The sequence below is a fragment of the Paracoccus sp. SM22M-07 genome (assembly GCF_001887735.1).
In the GTDB taxonomy this organism is placed as follows: Bacteria; Pseudomonadota; Alphaproteobacteria; order Rhodobacterales; family Rhodobacteraceae; genus Paracoccus.
In genome coordinates this window covers 24,458-41,460 of the sequence record NZ_JPKW01000015.1, presented here as the reverse complement: position 1 = coordinate 41,460, position 17,003 = coordinate 24,458, and the positions used below count along the sequence as shown (strand labels likewise).

The following is a 17,003-nucleotide window of genomic DNA, read 5'->3' as shown; positions in this document are numbered from 1 at the left end:
GTAACCGGAAGGCGCGTGGGGGAACCTGCGCGCCTTTGCATGTGCGGGGGGGGGCATGATGCCGAAGCTGATCCTGATCCTGGGCGACCAGCTGTCGCACGACCTGTCGGCGCTGCGGGCGGCGGATCCGGGCGACATCATCGTCATGGCCGAGGTGATGGCCGAGGCCAGCTATGTCCGCCACCACCCCAAGAAGATCGCCCTGATCTTTGCCGCCATGCGGAAATTCGCCGCCGAACTGACCGATCGGGGTTGGCAGGTGGCCTATACGCGGCTGGATGATCCTGACAACAGCCAGCGCATCGACGGCGAATTGCTGCGCCGCGCCGCTGAACATGGCGCCAAGGACATCGTCGCGACGGAACCGGGCGAATGGCGGCTGATCCAGATCCTGTCGCAGATGCCCCTGCCCCTGCGCCAGCTGCCCGACGACCGCTTTCTGGCCACCCATGCCGAGTTCGAGGACTGGGCGCGCGACCGCAAGGAATTGCGGATGGAGTGGTTCTATCGTCTGATGCGCCGTAAGACCGGCCTGCTGATGGAGGGCGCCGAACCCGCGGGCGGCAAGTGGAACTATGACCACGACAACCGCAAGCCGGCCGCCCCCGACCTGTTCCGCCCCCGGCCCCCGCGATTTCCGCCCGATGATATCACGCAGCAGGTTCTGGACCTGGTGCAGGACCGCTTTGGCGACAATTTCGGCGATCTGCTGCCTTTCGATTATGCCACCGACCGGGCCGGTGCGCTGAGGGTTCTGGACCATTTCATCGAGCATTCGCTGGACCTGTTCGGGCCCTATCAGGACGCGATGCTGGTCGATGACCCGTTCCTGCACCATTCGATCCTGTCGCCCTACCTCAATTGCGGGCTCTTGTCCCCGTCCGAGGTCTGCCAGGCCGCAGCCGACGCCTGGCAGGCGGGCAAGGTGCGGTTGAACTCGGCCGAAGGGTTCATCCGCCAGATCCTGGGCTGGCGCGAATTCATGCGCGGGATCTATTTCCTGGAAGGTCCGGATTACACCAGCCGCAACGCGCTGGACCACCGCCACAACCTGCCCGGCCTCTATTGGGGGGCGGAAACGCGGATGAACTGCCTGTCCCATGCCGTCGGGCAGACGCGGGTCCATGCTTATGCCCATCACATCCAGCGTCTGATGATCACCGGAAATTTCGCCCTGTTGGCGGGGATCGACCCCGCGCAGGTCCATGAATGGTATCTGGAGGTCTATATCGACGCCTATGAATGGGTCGAGGCCCCGAATACCATCGGCATGAGCCAATTCGCCGATGGCGGGCTGGTCGGATCAAAGCCCTATGTCAGTTCCGGCAATTACATCAACAAGATGTCGGATTACTGCAAGACCTGCCATTATTCGGTGACCACCAAGACCGGCGACGGGGCCTGCCCCTTCAACCTGCTTTATTGGGACTTTCTGCTGCGCCACCGCGACCGCCTGCAGGACAATCCGCGCATCGGGCGCGCCTTTGCCACATGGGACCGGATGGACAAGGACCGGCGCGACACCATCCTGACCGAGGCTGCGCAGTTCCTGAACCGGATGGATGCGGGCGAAACCGTCTAGGCGGCTTGACGCAGCCGGGCACGGCGGGGATAGCTTGACGAAAAGGGGACCGACATGAGCTGCGCCTGCGGACATCACCACACCACCCGCACCGATGACGCCGGCACGCCCGCGCGGCTGTCGGTGCCGATGGTCGAGCTGCATGGCAGCCTGACCTGCACCGACATGGGGCAGATGATGACCGCGCTGTCGCTGTTGCCCGATCATGTCGAGCTCAGCCGGGCCGAACCGGGATGCCTGCGCTTTGACATCACCCAGGCCGAAGACCCGATGGTCTGGACCCTGTCCGAGGTCTTTGCCGATGCCGACGCCTTCGCCGCCCATCAGGCCCGCACCGCCGACAGCGTCTGGGGCCGGGACAGCGGCGACATGGCCCGCGACTTTCACCGCCACGACCTGCACCCCCTGATGCGCGCCGAGGTCGCTGGTGATCACGCGCCGCTGGACCGGCTGCTGACCTCGGCCTTCGGATCCCCCGCCGAGGGGCAGCTGCTGCGCGGATTGCGTGACAGCGGCGATCTGGAGATGTCGCTGGTGGCCCATGCCAAAGGCGTGCCCGTCGGCCATGTCGCCCTGTCGCGCCTGTCGGCTGAACGTCCGGCACTGGCACTGGCCCCCTTGGCAGTCCATCCTGCATTGCAGGGACGCGGCCTTGGGACGGCATTGGTGCATATGGCGCTGCAGGCGGCGGGCGAGCGTCCGGTGGTGGTGCTGGGCGATCCGGCCTTCTATGGGCGCATGGGCTTTGTCCCTGCCAATCTGCAATCGCCCTATGCCGGCCCTGCGCTGCAGATCTTCGGCGATCTGCCCAAGGGCAGCACCATCATCCATGCCGCAGCCTTCAGCGATCTTTGACCGCGACCCCGCGGGTGGATCTTGCGCCCGCCCCATGCAGGGTCCACATCTGTCGCAACAGACGGAAAGGACCCGATATGGCAGACCCGCAGGTTTTCGACGCAGCCGACCCCGCCAAGGCCCGCAAGGCCCCCGATCTTGGCACGCTTCCCGAATGGGACCTGACCGACCTTTACCCCGCCCCAGACAGCCCGCAGCTGAATGACGATCTGGCGCGGCTGGAACAGCTGGTCCAGGGGTTTGCCGCCGATTACCAAGGCAAGCTGGCCGATCTGACCCCCGCCCAGATGCTGGAATGCATCGAGACCTATCAGCAGATCGACATCATTGCGGGCAAGCTGATGTCCTATATCGGGCTGCGCTATTACCAGAACACCACCGATCCGACCCGCGCCAAGCAGATGGGCGATCTGCAGGCCCGCATCACGGATCTGACGACGCCGCTGGTGTTCTTCAGCCTGGAATTCAACCGCATCCCCGACGCGACCTATCAGGCGATGTTCGATGCGCCGGACGGGCCCGCACGCTATCGCCCCGTCTTCGACCGGATGCGCGCCATGCGGCCCCACCAGCTGTCGGACGAACTGGAACAGTTCCTGCATGACAATTCGGTCGTGGGCGCATCGGCCTGGAACCGGCTGTTCGACGAAACCACCGCCGCGCTGACCTTCGAGGTCGACGGCGAGACGCTTGGCATGGAAGCCACGCTGAACCTGCTGACCGACCACGACCGCGCGCGCCGCGAGGCGGGTGCCAAGGCGCTGGCCAAGGTCTTCGGCGACAATGTCGGTCTGTTCGCGCGCATCCACAACACGCTGGCCAAGGAAAAGGCCATCGAGGACAAGTGGCGCAAGATGCCCACGCCGCAATATGGCCGCCACCTGTCCAACCATGTCGAACCCGAGGTCGTCGAGGCCCTGCGCAACGCCGTCACCGCCGCCTATCCGCGCCTGTCGCACCGCTACTATGCGCTGAAGGCGAAATGGCTGGGTCTGGACACGCTGCAGGTCTGGGACCGCAATGCGCCACTGCCCACCGAAAACCCGCGGACCATCGACTGGCCCGAGGCCCGCAGCACCGTTCTGGATGCCTATGCCGGGTTCGACCCCAAGCTGGCCGAACTGGCCGAGCCGTTCTTCGACCGGGGCTGGATCGATGCCGCCGTCACGCCGGGCAAGGCGCCGGGTGCCTTTGCCCATCCGACCGTCAGCACCGCGCATCCCTATGTGCTGCTGAACTATCTGGGCAAGCCGCGCGACGTGATGACCCTGGCGCATGAACTGGGCCATGGCGTCCACCAGCGTCTGGCGGCGGGCCAGGGCGAATTGCTGTCGTCGACGCCCCTGACGCTGGCCGAAACGGCATCGGTCTTTGGCGAAATGCTGACCTTCCGCGCGCTTCTGGCCAAGACGACCGATCCCCAGCAGAAAAAGACCCTGCTGGCCGGCAAGGTCGAGGATATGATCAACACCGTCGTCCGCCAGATCGCGTTCTATGATTTCGAATGCAAGCTGCATGCCGCGCGTGCCGAGGGCGAGCTGACGCCCGACGACATCAATGCGCTGTGGATGTCCGTGCAGGCCGAGAGCCTTGGCCCGGTCTTCGAATTCATGCCGGGATACGAGACCTTCTGGACCTATGTCCCGCATTTCGTGCATTCGCCCTTCTACGTCTATGCCTATGCCTTCGGCGACGGGTTGGTGAACGCGCTCTATGCCGCCTATGAAGACGGCCTGCCCGACTTCCAGTCCAAGTATTTCGAGATGCTTTCGGCTGGCGGCTCGAAGCATCACAAGGAACTTCTGGCCCCCTTCGGGCTGGACGCGTCCGACCCGGCCTTCTGGGACAAGGGTCTGTCGATGATCGAAGGCTTCATCGACGAACTGGAAGCGCTGGAAGACTGACACCGCCGGCGGGGCCCTGACCGGTCCCCGTCGCGCCTGATCTGTCGTCACGATCAATGCCCGGACTTGCCCCCGCGCCGTTTTGCGGACAGGATTTTGCGGAATGTCATGGGGGGCGGGCAATGTGGAAAAAGCTGGCGGTGGGGGCTGCGGTTCTGGTCGGAGGGGCCTTGACGGCCTTCCTGATTTTCGCCCCGCCCTATGCCGAGCGCATGATGAACCCGGTGACGATGCCCCCCGAAGGCTGGCCCGTGTCCGACGAGGCACGGGCCCTGCACCAATCCCTGACCATCGGTGATCTGCATTCGGACGCCCTGCTGTGGGACCGCGACCTGCTGCGCCAGGTCGATCGCGGCCACAGCGACGTGCCGCGCCTGCTGCAGGGCAACATGGCGGTGCAGGTCTTCACCACCGTCACCAAAAGTCCGCGCGGCCAGAATTACGACCACAACAGCACCGATGCGGGGGACAACATCACCCCCCTGTTCATGGGACAGCTGCGCCCGCCCCGGTCGTGGTTTTCGCTGCGGGAACGCGCGCTGGTCCAGGCCGAGGCGCTGGCCGATGCCGCGGCGCGATCCCCTGACAGCCTGCGGATCATCCGCACCCGCCAGGACCTGCAGCAATTGCTGGCCGATCGCGCTGCGGGTCAGCAGGTGCTGGGCGCGGTGCTGGGTTCCGAAGGCGGGCACCCGCTGGAGGGTGACCCGGCGAACCTGCAGGTGATGCATGACGCGGGCTTCCGGTTGATGGGTCTGACGCATTTCTTCGACAATGAACTGGGCGGCAGCCTGCATGGTCAGGACGCGGCCGGCCTGTCGGATTTCGGGCGGCAGGTGGTCCGGCAGATGGTGTCAAAGGGCATGGTGATCGACCTGGCCCATGCCTCGCCCGCGATGGTGCGCGACGTTCTGGCCGTTCCGGGGGCCCGGCCGATCGTCTCGCATACCGGGATCGCATCGCATTGCCCCAGCCCGCGCAATCTCTCGGATGCCTTGGTCGCCCAGGTTGCGCAGGCGGGTGGGCTGATCGGGATCGGCTTCTGGTCGGACGTGGTCTGCGGCAAGACACCCGCCGATGTCGCGGGCGCGATCGCCGCAGCCATCGCCCTTGCCGGCGAAGATCACGTCGCCCTTGGGTCCGATTGGGATGGATCGGTTGATTCCCCCTTCGATGCAGCGCATCTTGCCGCGCTGACGCAGGCGCTGATCGACCAGGGTCTGACTTCGGATCAGATCGCCAAGGTGATGGGCGGCAACATGATGACCTATTTGGGGCAGATCCTGCCCGATGCGAACGGATAAGACGATGAAACGAACGACCTTGCTGCATGCGGAACTGTCGGGGCTGGTGGCTGGCATGGGCCATGGCGACCTGATCGTGATCGGGGACGCGGGCCTGCCCGTCCCCCCCGGCGTGCGCTGCATCGACCTGGCCCTGACGCGAGGGGTCCCCGGCACCATGCAGGTTCTGGACGCGCTGCTGAGCGAACTGGTCGTCGAACGGTCCTGCATCGCAGAGGAAGCTTCCGATCAACTGGTCGCCGATTTCACCGACCGTCAGATCGGGTCCGTTACGCGCTTGCCGCATGACGATTTCAAGCGTGAAACCGCGTCGGCCCACGCCATCATCCGCAGCGGCGAATGCACCCCATATGCAAATATCTGCTTGTGGGCCGGTGTTGCCTTCTGAGGCGGAACCCAAGGCCATCACCGGCGTTGCAACCTCAGATGGTGATCAACAGGAGACCAACCAATGCAAAAGAAATTTCTGGGGCTTAGCGCGATTCTGGCCATGATGGCGCTGTCGGCATGCGAGACCGTTCAAGGCGCAGGGCGCGATATTTCGACCGCCGGCGCCGTGGTTCAGGAAGAAAGCGCCGAGGCACAGGCAGGCATGTAAGCTCCTGCCCCTCAGGCTCCGGGCCCCCGCAGTTCACGCTGCCGGGGGCCTTTTCTTTGACGGGTTCCCTGCACGCCACCGTGCCTGATTTGCATCGATTGCTGATCTGTGGGACCATTCGGCCCTGTCATTCGACAATCCAAACCGAGGAGACATCGACATGCGACTTTTCGCGATCATGCTCATCGCTCTGCCCCTGCCCGTTTCGGCCTTCACCGCCCGCAACGGAATGGAGGCCCACCAGATCAACCAGACCGACATCGCCGTTCCCTTCGAAAGCGGCCGCCTGACAACGGAATACTGGTGTGCCGCCGGCGACCTGGCCAGGCAGCAACTGCAGCAACCTGTCAGCACCCGCATTTGGCGTGCCAGCCCCAAACCCCGCAGCAGCGGCGAGGGCATCACCTTCACTCTGGATGAAACCCGCAAGGCGGAAGGTGCGGGCCTGTCCCAGTTCGGATCAGGGCAGCGGGATGGATCGATGTCGATCGGCCGCGCGGTCACGGCATATTGCGACCCGATCATTCCCGACCTCTAGGCCAGGTTTTCACGGACGCATGACCACGGATGGAAAACAGGGCCCCGCAGGGTCCTGTCCGTCCGATATCAGCTGTCCATCTTCAGCGCCTGGATAAAGGCCGTCTGCGGAATTTCGACCTTGCCGAACTGGCGCATCTTCTTCTTGCCGGCCTTCTGCTTCTCCAGCAGCTTCTTCTTGCGCGTGGCGTCGCCGCCATAGCATTTGGCCGTCACATCCTTGCGCATCGCCGACAGGGTTTCGCGCGCGATCACGCGGCTGCCGATGGCGGCTTGGATCGGGATCTTGAACATGTGCCGCGGGATCAGTTCCTTGAGCTTCTCCACCATCGCGCGGCCCCGGCTTTCGGCGCGGTCGCGATGAACCATCATCGACAGCGCGTCGACGGGTTCGTCATTCACCAGGATCGACATCTTGACCAGGTAATCCTCACGGTATTCGCTGATCTGATAGTCGAAGCTGGCATAGCCCTTGGTGACCGATTTCAGCCGGTCGTAGAAATCGAAGACCACCTCGGCCAGCGGCAGGTCATAGACGGCCATGGCCCGGCTGCCCGCATAGGTCAGGTCCAGCTGGATGCCGCGGCGGTCCTGGCACAGCTTCAGCACGTCGCCCAGATATTCGTCGGGCACCATGATGGTGGCCTTGATCCGCGGCTCGGTGATGTGATCGATGATCGAGGGGTCGGGCATGTCGGCGGGATTGTGCAGGTCCATGACCTCGCCGTCGCGCATATGCAGCTTGAAGACCACGCTTGGCGCGGTGGTGATCAGGTCCAGATCGTATTCGCGTTCCAGACGGTCGCGGATCACCTCAAGGTGCAGCAGGCCCAGGAACCCGCAGCGGAAACCAAAGCCAAGCGCGGCCGAGGTTTCCATCTCATAGCTGAAGCTGGCATCGTTCAGCGCCAGCTTCTCGATGGCATCGCGCAGCGGCTCGAAATCGTTGGCATCGACCGGGAACAGCCCGCAGAAGACGACCGGCTGCGCGGGTTTGAAGCCGGGAAGCGCCTTCTCGGCGCCCTTCTTCTCGGTCGTGATCGTGTCGCCGACGCGGGTGTCGCGCACCTGCTTGATCGAGGCGGTGAAGACGCCGATCTCGCCCGGCCCCAGCTCTGCGATGTCCTTCATCGCAGGGGTCAGAACCGCCAGCTTGTCCAGGCGATAGGTCGCACCGGTCTGCATCATCTTGACCTGGTCGCCCTTGCGGACGACCCCGTCCATGACCCGGATCATGACGACGACGCCCAGATAGCTGTCGTACCAGCTGTCCACCAGCATCGCCTTCAACGGCGCGTCGCGATCGCCCTTGGGTGCGGGCAGACGCGTGACGATGGCCTCCAGCACGTCGGGGATGCCGATGCCGGTCTTGGCGCTGATCGACACGGCGTTGCTGGCGTCGATGCCGATGACATCCTCGATCTGCGCCTTGACCCGATCGGGTTCGGCGGCGGGCAGGTCGATCTTGTTCAGCACGGGGACGATCTCGTGGTCCGCATCGATGGCCTGATAGACATTGGCCAGCGTCTGCGCCTCGACGCCTTGCGTCGCATCGACGACCAGCAGCGATCCTTCGACGGCGCGCATCGACCGGCTGACTTCATAGGCGAAGTCGACATGGCCGGGCGTGTCGATCAGGTTCAACACATAGGTGTGCCCATCCTTGGCAGGATAGTTGATGCGCACCGTGTTCGCCTTGATGGTGATTCCACGCTCGCGCTCGATATCCATGCTGTCCAGCATCTGGGTCTTCATGTCGCGTTCGGCGACCGTCCCCGTCAACTGGATCAGCCGGTCGGCCAAGGTGGATTTGCCGTGGTCGATATGAGCCACGATCGAAAAATTGCGGATGAGGGACAACTCGGTCATGGCCGGGCTATACTGGGTTGCGCGGGCCGCGAAAAGAGGATTTCGCAACCCGCGCGCGTTTGTTTTGAAAGACGCGGCGACAGGGTGCGCCGAATGCGGGTCGGGGTGGCGTGTTCCGTGAACACGCAGCCGGCAAGGCCCCTCGACGGGGCCGTGGCCGGCTTGCCGCTTTCAGGTCAGGGGACCGTTTCCGGGGCGCATGGCGCCGGCCAGCGGTTTGCGACGCAGCCCCGCCTCGCGCCACATGGCATAACCACCTGCCCCGGCGATCAGCGCAGCCCCCATCAGCATCGGCAGATCGGGACGCTCGCCAAAAACGACTGCCGCCACGACCAGCGCGAAGGCCAGCCGGGAATAGCGGAACGGTGCCACGACCGATGCCTCGCCCATGCGCGACGCGGCCACAAGCGCGGTGTATCCCAACACGCCAAAGACCAGCGTGCCCAGCAGCAACCCCACCTGCGTCGGGTCGGGCATGACCGCCGCCTCGCCACTAAGCATCGCCAGCAGCACGCCTGCAGGCACCATTGCGCCATAGGCAGACGCCGACAACTGGTCCGACGGCACGCCCTTCGGGATTCTGCGCGTCGCCAGGTCGCGCAGGGTCAACCCGATCACCCCCATCACCGCCAGCAGCATCGACGGATGAAACGCCGCCGTTCCCGGCCTCAGGATCAGCAGCACCCCGGCGAACCCCACCGCCACCGATGACCAGCGCCGCCATCCGACCTGTTCGCCCAGAAACAGCGCCGCCCCCAGAACCAGCGTCAGCGGCAGCACCTGCAGGATGGCCGATGTCGTCGCCAGTTCACCCAGTGCCAGGGCCGTCACGAAGCCGAAGGCGCCGATGATCTCTCCGATGTTGCGCAGGACGACCATCGGGTGCAGCAGGTCGCGCGTCCAAAGCGACTGCCCCTGCATCGCCAACTTGATCCAGAAGACCCCCATCGCCGCCAGCCCGGTGATCGCCAGCAATTCCCAGACCGGCATGGATCGGGTCAGGGTCTTGATGAAGGCATCCTCGAAGGCGAACATCGCCATGGACGCGCTCATGAACAACGATGCCTTGCCGTTGTCGGACAGGCGGGCAAAGGCGCTCATGCCGATGCCTCAAGATCCGCGACCAGTCCCGGCAATCCCGCAATGGTCGGCAATTCGCGCAGCCGGGGGTGATCCGGCGCTTCGGCATGTTCGGCGATCCATGTCAGCCCATGGGGGATATGGACCCCCCAACCGCCGATCCGCAGCACCGGGATCACGTCGCTTTTCATCGAATTGCCCGCCATCAGGAACCGGTCCGGCGCGATGCCGTGGCTGTTCATCACCCGCGAATAGGCCTCGGGCGTCTTGTCGGCCAGGATCTCGACCGCGTCGAACAGATCCGCCATGCCCGATGCCGCGACCTTGCGCTCCTGGTCCATCAGGTCGCCCTTGGTGATCAGGATCAGCCGCCGTCCCTGCAACGCCTCCAGCGCCGTGGCGACATCGGGCAGCAGATGCACCGGATGGGCCAGCATCTCGCGTCCCATTTCAAGGATGCGCCCGATGGTGCGTCCGTCCACCGCACCATCCGTCAGTTCGACCGCCGTCTGCACCATCGACAGCGTGAACCCCTTGATGCCATAGCCATAGCGCTGCAGGTTCGCCCGCTCGACGTCATAGAGCCGCGAGGCGATGGTCTCGGCCTCTCCGTGATCGCCAAGCAGCGCCGCGAACTCGGCCTCGGTCACGCGAAAGAAGGTCTCGTTCTCCCACAGGGTGTCATCAGCATCCAATCCGATGGCGTCGATCATCCCAATGCTCCTGTTTGCGCGTCGGCTTTTGCACGGAATGCAGGGGGAACGCGCGTCTGGCAACCCCCGGCGCGCCACAAGATGCCGACGAAAGGCCCCTCTCCGGACAACCCATGCCTGTAACGTGATTGAGACGCGGCCCCCTTTTTGGTATGAATGACCATCCGTCGGGGCAAGAAAGACCGGAACCAACCGGCATCCTCGACATCCGAGGACGAGAATCGAGGAGACAGCCCCATGCTGAACCGTCTTGTGATCGCGGCAGCCACCGTCATGCTGACCACGCCCCTGGCCATGGCCGGACCCATCGACAATGCCTGCGTGCGCTCGGACCGGGCCCGTGGAAACGCGCCCCTGTGCGGCTGCATCCAGCAGGTCGCGAACCAGACCCTGTCGCGTTCGGACCAGCGCAAGGCCGCGGCCTTCTTCCGCGACCCGCACCGCGCCCAGGAGGTTCGGACCTCCAAGCGTGATTCGGACAATTCGTTCTGGCGCCGCTATCGCAATTTCGCGTCCCAGTCGGAACGTCTCTGCCGCTGACGGCGCGATGCGCATCACGATCCTGACCGGCGCCGGAATATCGGCCGAAAGCGGGCTGGCGACGTTTCGCGCCAGCGACGGGCTGTGGGAAAACCACCGCATCATGGATGTGGCCACCCCCGAAGGCTTTGCCAAGGACCCCGCGCTGGTCCACGATTTCTACAACATGCGCCGCAAGGCAGCCGCCGCGGCCCGGCCGAATGCCGCGCATCTGTCGCTGCTGCGCCTGGCCACCCGTCACGACGTGACCCTGGTCACCCAGAACGTGGACGACCTGCACGAACGCGCAGGCAGCACCGATGTCATCCACATGCATGGCGCGCTGAACCGTGCCACCTGCGCCGAATGCGGGCATGGCTGGCCCGCCCCGATGGTCATGTCCCCTGACGATCCCTGCCCCGCCTGCGGCAAGCCGGCGACGCGACCGGACATCGTCTGGTTCGGGGAAATGCCCCAGCACATGGAACGCATCTGGCAGGCGCTTGAAGCCAGTGATCTGTTCGTCGCGATCGGCACCTCCGGCAATGTCTATCCGGCGGCAGGCTTTGCCCAGCACGCCGGACGCAATGGCGCCACCTGCCTGGAGCTGAACCTGGACGCCAGCATGAACGCCGCCGATTTCGACGATCAGATCCTGGGCCCCGCCAGCCGGACCGTGCCCGCCTGGGTCGACGACATCTGCCGGCGCTGACATCGGATAAATCTTGCGTCGCAGGGGGGCGATGGGCTAGGCCCGTCCTGCCTCGGTTCCGGGTTCGCCCGGTGAAAAGGGAACGCAGTGTGAATCTGCGGCTGCCCCCGCAACTGTCAGCGGTCAGCAACGTCGGGAATGCCACTGTCCCCAAAGGGATGGGAAGGTCCGGCCAAGCGACGACCCGCCCAGCCAGGAGACCTGCCGAGCGCGATCACCCAAAGCATATGCGGGGCGCATATGCGAAACGGATCTTCCGTCGTGGTGGTATTCGCCGTCGGGTCCCCCTGGGGTCGCGACTGACCATACCCGCCCGGCCGCGACTGGTCCGGGCATCCCGAAGGATGCAGAACGTGCCCTTGCTGACCCGCCTTTTCCTTGCCACCGCCCTGACAGCCCCCTGTGCCGCCGCAGCACAGGACCAACCGATCCTGCTGCCCGAAATCGTGCTGTCGGCGAACCAGACCGAAACCGAACTGGGGCGCACCGGCGCCGATGTCCAGATCGTCACCCAAGATGACCTGCGGCGCAGCGGCACCACGCGCCTGGTCGATTACCTTGCCACCCTGCCGGGCGTTTCGGCCACGTCGAATGGCGGGTTCGGGACGCAATCGACCCTGCGCCTGCGCGGCCTGCCGACCCAATACGTCAAGGTCCTGATCGATGGCATCGATGTCAGCGACCCATCCGCACCGCAGATCCGCTTTGACGCGGGCGCGATGCTGACCGCCGACATCGCCCGCATCGAGGTGCTGAAGGGTCCGCAAAGCGCGCTCTATGGCTCCGAGGCGATCGGCGGTGTCATTTCGATCACCACGTTGGATGCCGACCGCCAGGGGCTGCATCAGCAGGCAGGCGTCGAATATGGCAGCAATGCCAGCACCCGCCTGTCCTATGGGCTGCAGGCCGCCAACGACACCCAGCGCGCCGCCCTGACGGTGCAGCATTACGAAACCGACGGCTTTTCGGTCGCCGATGAAAACGACGGCAACACCGAAGATGACGGTGCCCGCGCCACCCGCGTCACCCTGTCGGCCAGCCAGGACCTGACGCCCGACCTGACCGTGGGCGTGGCAGGCTTCTGGCAGGAGACCCGCGTGGAGACCGACGGCGATTTCCCGACGCTGGTCGACAATGCCGATCGCAGCGCGGGCATCATGCGCGGCGCGCGGATCTTTGCGGATTATGCCATCGGTGCTGCGCGTCACGGGTTTTCGGTTCAGCGCAGCGAAACATCGCGTCAGGAAACCTTTGACGGCGTCACCTATCCCTATGAAGGAGAGCGGACGGAATATGCCTATGACGCTTCGACCCTTGTGGGGCGGGACGTCACGCTGGCATGGGGCGCAAGCCACAGCGACGAACGCTTTCAGGGCGATGCGACCGATGCGCGCTATCTGACGAATTCGCTCTATGCCGAGGCCCAATGGGCGGCGACGCCGGATCTGGACCTGGCCCTGTCGGCGCGGCACGACCACAATTCGCAATTCGGCGGCAAGGAAACCGGGCGTCTGGCGATAGCTTGGCGGGCCACCGATACCGTGACGCTGCGCGGCCAATATGGCAGCGGCTATCGCGCGCCGTCCCCTTATGAACTTTACGCCACTTGGGGCGGCAACCCCGATCTGACCCCCGAAACCGCCACCGGGGCCGAGATCGGCGTAGATTACACCCCCACCGCCGACAGCAGCATCGGCGTGACCCTGTTCCACACCAAGGTCACCGACCTGATCGATTATTCTCTGGACAGTTTCGGCTATGAGCAGATCACCGGCGACAGCCGCACCCAGGGGATCGAGTTGACGGGCCGGGCCGCCATCACCGAGCGCATCCGCCTGTCGGGCAACCTGACCTATACCGACACGCGCGACCCCGATGGCGACCCGCTGAACCGCGTTCCCGAACGCAGCGCGACCCTGCGGATCGAGGCCGATCTGGACCCCGCCACCCGGGCCAGCCTTCAGGCGACCTATCAGGACGGGCTGCTGGATGACGGCACGGAAATGCCCTCGTTCACGGTGCTGAACGCCCAGATCGAACGCGACCTGACCGCAACCACCACCGGCTATCTGCGGGTCGAGAACCTGCTGGACCGCGAATACCAGGTGCTGGAGGGTTACGGCACCTCGGACCGGGCGATCTTTGCGGGGCTGCGTGCGTCCTTCTGAAGCCTGCCTTCTGCTGGCGCTGGTGGGCACACCGGCGCTGGCCGCCCCTGAACGGGTGGTGTCGATGAACCTGTGCACGGATCAGCTGGCCCTGATGCTGGCGGCGCCGGGGCAGCTGGTGTCTGTCGGCAGCTATGCCCAGGACCCGGCACTGTCGCCCATGGCCGAGGCCGCCAAGGCCCTGCCCGCCAATCATGGCCTGGCCGAGGAAATCTACCTGATGGACCCCGACCTTGTGCTGACCGGGCAATTCTCGGCGGGGCCCGCCGTGGCGATGCTGCAGGATCTTGGCATCCCCGTGCAGATCCTGCCGCCGGCCGACACGATCCCCCAGATCCGCGACCAGATCACCCTGATGGGCGACCTGCTGGGCCGTCAGGACGCCGCCCGTTCCCTGCTGGCCCGGTTCGATGCCGGGTTGGCCGCCATCGCGCACAGCCACAAGGGCCGCGCGGTCTTTTACGACGCCAACGGCTTCACCGCGGGCGGGCAGACGCTGACCGGGACGGTTCTGGCACAGGCGGGCTGGCACAACATCGCCGATGATCTGGGCATCACCCATTCCGGCACCTTGCCGCTGGAGCAGCTGGTGATGGCCCGACCTGACCTGATCGTCACCGGGGCGCGTTGGCCGGGCCGGTCCCGGGCCGAAGCGATCCTGGACCATCCCGCCCTTCGCCATGCCGCGCGGACACCGACCGTCACCACCGACAGCGCCTGGATCTGCGGCACGCCCTTCATCCTGCACGCCATCGAAAGCCTGCCATGACGCCGCTCTTTCGCCTGCTGATCGCGCTGGTGCTGGCGCTGTTCATGGCCTCGGTGCTGATCGGGCCTGCGGCGGTCGGGACGCTGGCCAGCCTCAAGGCGCTGACGCTTGGCGGCGACGGCCCCCTGCCCATCGTGATGCGTCAGATCCGCCTGCCCCGCGCGATGCTGGGACTGGCCGTGGGTGCGGGGCTGGGCCTGACCGGGGCGGCGATGCAGGGCTATCTGCGAAACCCCTTGGCCGAACCTGGGCTGATCGGCGTGTCGGGCATGGCGGCCCTGGGGGCGGTCATCGCCATCCAGACCGGGGCCGCGCTGGCCTTCGCGCTGGCGCTGCCTGTGGCGGCGCTGGCCGGGGCGGCGGTTGGCATCGGCCTTCTGGTGGCGCTGGCGGGCCCGCGTGGCGGGTCGGTGACGCTGATCCTGGCAGGGGTCGCCATTTCGGCCATGGCGGGCGCGGGCACGGCGCTGGTCCTGAACCTGTCGCCCAACCCCTATGCCGCGAACGAGATCATCTTCTGGCTGATGGGATCGCTGGCCGACCGGTCGCTGGTCCATGTCGCGCTGGCCTTGCCGCCGATGATCCTGGGCGCGGCCCTGATCGCCACCACGGCGCGGGGTCTTGACGCCCTGACCCTGGGCGAGGCTGCGGCCCAGGCCTTGGGGATCGACGGCACCGCCCTGCGCTGGCGGCTGATCGCGGGCGTCGCGCTGATCGTGGGTCCCGCGACGGCGGTTGCGGGGGCCATAGGCTTCGTCGGGCTGGTCGTGCCGCATCTGCTGCGCCCCTGGGTCGGGGCGCGGCCGTCCCGGCTGCTGCCCGCCTCGGCATTGGGCGGGGCGGCGCTGTTGCTGGCGGCCGATATCGCGGTGCGGGTCATCGTTCCTGAACGCGACCTGAAGCTGGGCGTGCTGACCGCCATCGTGGGGGCACCGCTGTTCTTGCACCTGATCTGGAAGACCCGCAGCGGGGGACGCATCTGATGCTGGAACTGCACGACCTCTGCGTGACCCGCCGCAACCGGCCCGTCCTGACGGGCGTCAGCTTGGGCATCGGTCCGGGCGAATTCATCGGCCTGATCGGCCCGAACGGTGCGGGAAAATCCACTTTGATGGAGGCCGCCCTTGGCCTGATCCCCGCCACGGGCCGGTCGTCGCTGGCCATGATGGAGGCCCCCGCACGGGCGCGTCACGCCGCCTATCTGCCGCAGGCCAAGGAAATCGCGTGGCCCGTCAGCGTGCGCGATCTGGTGTCACTTGGACGTCTGCCATGGCCCGGCGGCGGCGGGACGGCAGCCGACCGCGATGCCATCGACCGTGCCATCGCGCGGATGGGTCTGGGCGAATTCGCGCATCGCACGGCGCAGCGCCTGTCGGGCGGGGAACAGGCGCGGGTGCTGATCGCCCGCGCCTTGGCACAGGACACGCCGCTGTTGCTGGCCGATGAGCCGATCGCGGGGCTGGACCCCGCGCAACAGCTGGCGACGATGCGCCTGTTCGCCGCCCTGGCGCAGGAGGGACACGGCGTGATCGCCTCGATCCACGACCTGGGGCTGGCGGCGCGTTTCTGCACAAGGCTGGTGCTGCTGGCACAGGGGCGCGTCATCGCCGACGGCACGCCGGACCAGGTCCTGCGGGACGACCTGATGTCCCGGGCGTTCGGGATCACCCTGCGCCGTGTCCGGACCCCAGACGGGCTGGCGATCCTGCCGGTCTAGACCTCAAGCCTGGCCAGGACCTCATCGGTCAGGGCTGCGATCTCGGTCCGGGCGGGACCTGACCGGGGGGCTTCGATGGCGCCCAGGCCTTGGCCCAAAGTCTCGGCATAGCTGACGCGGTTGGCGATCTGCACCTGGGCGACGCTAGCGCCCAGCTCCTGCGCCTTTTCGGCGACCTCGGCCGACAGGCGCGTGTTGGGACGGGCGCGGTTCAGGACGACCAGAACATCGGCCTTTTCACGCCGCGCCAGGTCCAGCACCCCTTCGGTCGCCCACAGATCGACATGGCTGGTGGCGACGGGTACCAGCACCAGATCCGCCACCTTCAGCGAAGGGCGCAGATCGCTGTCGATCTTGGGCGGCGTGTCGATGATGACGAAATCGAAACGCTTCTTCAGCTTCTCGCTCTCATAGCTGGCCCCCCAGGCGGACGAGGTCGAGAAATCCATCGCCTCGTCCTCTCCCTGCGCCTGCATGCGTTCCATGAACCAGCGGCCCATGCTGCCCTGCGGGTCGGTATCGACCAGGGCCACCGAATGGCCACGACCATGCAGCGACACCGCAAGGTTCACCGCCAGCGTCGTCTTGCCCGAACCGCCCTTCTGCTGGGCCACGGTGATGATACGTCCCGCCATACGCCGATCCTTCTGCTGTCCCTTGGCGCGACGTTATCAGG

17 protein-coding genes and 1 riboswitch are annotated in these 17,003 nt (G+C 65.8%); of the genes, 13 read left to right on the top strand and 4 right to left on the bottom strand.

All coding sequences use genetic code 11. From position 1 onward, the window contains the following. The first annotated feature begins 55 nt into the window (after positions 1 to 55). The 7 genes from IE00_RS16810 to IE00_RS16780 all read left to right on the top strand — a co-directional run bounded on the left by IE00_RS16810 (position 56) and on the right by IE00_RS16780 (position 6,781). On the top strand, positions 56 to 1,582 hold the full coding sequence (locus IE00_RS16810) for a cryptochrome/photolyase family protein (protein WP_072298352.1): 1,527 nt from the start codon (positions 56 to 58) through the stop codon (positions 1,580 to 1,582). A gap of 54 nt (positions 1,583 to 1,636) precedes the next feature. Next, positions 1,637 to 2,437, top strand: coding sequence for a GNAT family N-acetyltransferase (locus tag IE00_RS16805; RefSeq protein WP_072298351.1), 801 nt, complete (start codon positions 1,637 to 1,639; stop codon positions 2,435 to 2,437). A gap of 77 nt (positions 2,438 to 2,514) precedes the next feature. After that, positions 2,515 to 4,341, top strand: a complete 1,827-nt coding sequence (locus tag IE00_RS16800; RefSeq protein ID WP_072298350.1) for a M3 family oligoendopeptidase — start codon at positions 2,515 to 2,517, stop codon at positions 4,339 to 4,341. A 122-nt stretch (positions 4,342 to 4,463) separates the two neighbouring features. Further along, positions 4,464 to 5,645, top strand: coding sequence for a dipeptidase (locus IE00_RS16795; RefSeq protein ID WP_072298349.1), 1,182 nt, complete (start codon positions 4,464 to 4,466; stop codon positions 5,643 to 5,645). A gap of 4 nt (positions 5,646 to 5,649) precedes the next feature. After that, a complete protein-coding gene (rbsD, locus tag IE00_RS16790) occupies positions 5,650 to 6,033 on the top strand; it encodes a D-ribose pyranase (RefSeq protein WP_072298348.1) in 384 nt (127 codons plus the stop codon). 63 nt (positions 6,034 to 6,096) lie between these two features. Continuing rightward, a complete protein-coding gene (locus tag IE00_RS16785) occupies positions 6,097 to 6,243 on the top strand; it encodes an entericidin A/B family lipoprotein (protein WP_072298347.1) in 147 nt (48 codons plus the stop codon). Between the two features lie 160 nt (positions 6,244 to 6,403). Continuing rightward, a complete protein-coding gene (locus IE00_RS16780; protein ID WP_072298346.1) occupies positions 6,404 to 6,781 on the top strand; it encodes a hypothetical protein in 378 nt (125 codons plus the stop codon). 68 nt (positions 6,782 to 6,849) lie between these two features. Here the strand turns inward: IE00_RS16780 and lepA are convergent, their stop codons facing one another. The 3 genes from lepA to IE00_RS16765 form a co-directional block, all read right to left on the bottom strand. Next, positions 6,850 to 8,649, bottom strand: coding sequence for a translation elongation factor 4 (gene lepA / locus IE00_RS16775; RefSeq protein WP_072298345.1), 1,800 nt, complete (start codon positions 8,647 to 8,649; stop codon positions 6,850 to 6,852). A gap of 171 nt (positions 8,650 to 8,820) precedes the next feature. Further along, a complete protein-coding gene (locus IE00_RS16770; RefSeq protein WP_072298344.1) occupies positions 8,821 to 9,750 on the bottom strand; it encodes a DMT family transporter in 930 nt (309 codons plus the stop codon). Continuing rightward, a complete protein-coding gene (locus IE00_RS16765; RefSeq protein ID WP_072298343.1) occupies positions 9,747 to 10,442 on the bottom strand; it encodes an HAD family hydrolase in 696 nt (231 codons plus the stop codon). The genes IE00_RS16770 and IE00_RS16765 overlap by 4 nt, the downstream gene beginning before the upstream one ends. A gap of 237 nt (positions 10,443 to 10,679) precedes the next feature. Between IE00_RS16765 and IE00_RS16760 the strand changes: the two genes are divergently transcribed. The 6 genes from IE00_RS16760 (at position 10,680) to IE00_RS16735 (ending at position 16,327) form a co-directional block, all read left to right on the top strand. After that, on the top strand, positions 10,680 to 10,982 hold the full coding sequence (locus IE00_RS16760; RefSeq protein WP_083554484.1) for a hypothetical protein: 303 nt from the start codon (positions 10,680 to 10,682) through the stop codon (positions 10,980 to 10,982). A 7-nt stretch (positions 10,983 to 10,989) separates the two neighbouring features. After that, the gene (locus IE00_RS16755) at positions 10,990 to 11,673 is read left to right on the top strand and encodes an NAD-dependent deacylase (RefSeq protein WP_072298342.1); all 684 of its coding nucleotides are present in this window, start codon (positions 10,990 to 10,992) and stop codon (positions 11,671 to 11,673) included. 36 nt (positions 11,674 to 11,709) lie between these two features. Next, positions 11,710 to 11,897, top strand: a riboswitch (cobalamin riboswitch). 129 nt (positions 11,898 to 12,026) lie between these two features. Beyond that, positions 12,027 to 13,841, top strand: a complete 1,815-nt coding sequence (locus IE00_RS16750; protein ID WP_170864193.1) for a TonB-dependent siderophore receptor — start codon at positions 12,027 to 12,029, stop codon at positions 13,839 to 13,841. After that, positions 13,828 to 14,610, top strand: coding sequence for an ABC transporter substrate-binding protein (locus IE00_RS16745; protein ID WP_240493970.1), 783 nt, complete (start codon positions 13,828 to 13,830; stop codon positions 14,608 to 14,610). Before IE00_RS16750 ends, IE00_RS16745 begins: the two co-directional genes overlap by 14 nt. Beyond that, positions 14,607 to 15,593 (top strand): iron ABC transporter permease, encoded by a 987-nt coding sequence (locus IE00_RS16740; RefSeq protein WP_072298339.1) that lies wholly within the window; start codon positions 14,607 to 14,609, stop codon positions 15,591 to 15,593. The genes IE00_RS16745 and IE00_RS16740 overlap by 4 nt, the downstream gene beginning before the upstream one ends. Further along, entirely contained in the window at positions 15,593 to 16,327 is a 735-nt protein-coding gene (locus tag IE00_RS16735; RefSeq protein WP_072298338.1) for an ABC transporter ATP-binding protein, read from the top strand. The genes IE00_RS16740 and IE00_RS16735 overlap by 1 nt, the downstream gene beginning before the upstream one ends. On the opposite strand, the gene parA is transcribed toward IE00_RS16735, so the two are convergent. Beyond that, entirely contained in the window at positions 16,324 to 16,962 is a 639-nt protein-coding gene (parA, locus tag IE00_RS16730; protein ID WP_072298337.1) for a ParA family partition ATPase, read from the bottom strand. The genes IE00_RS16735 and parA overlap by 4 nt on opposite strands. Positions 16,963 to 17,003: the final 41 nt, after the last annotated feature.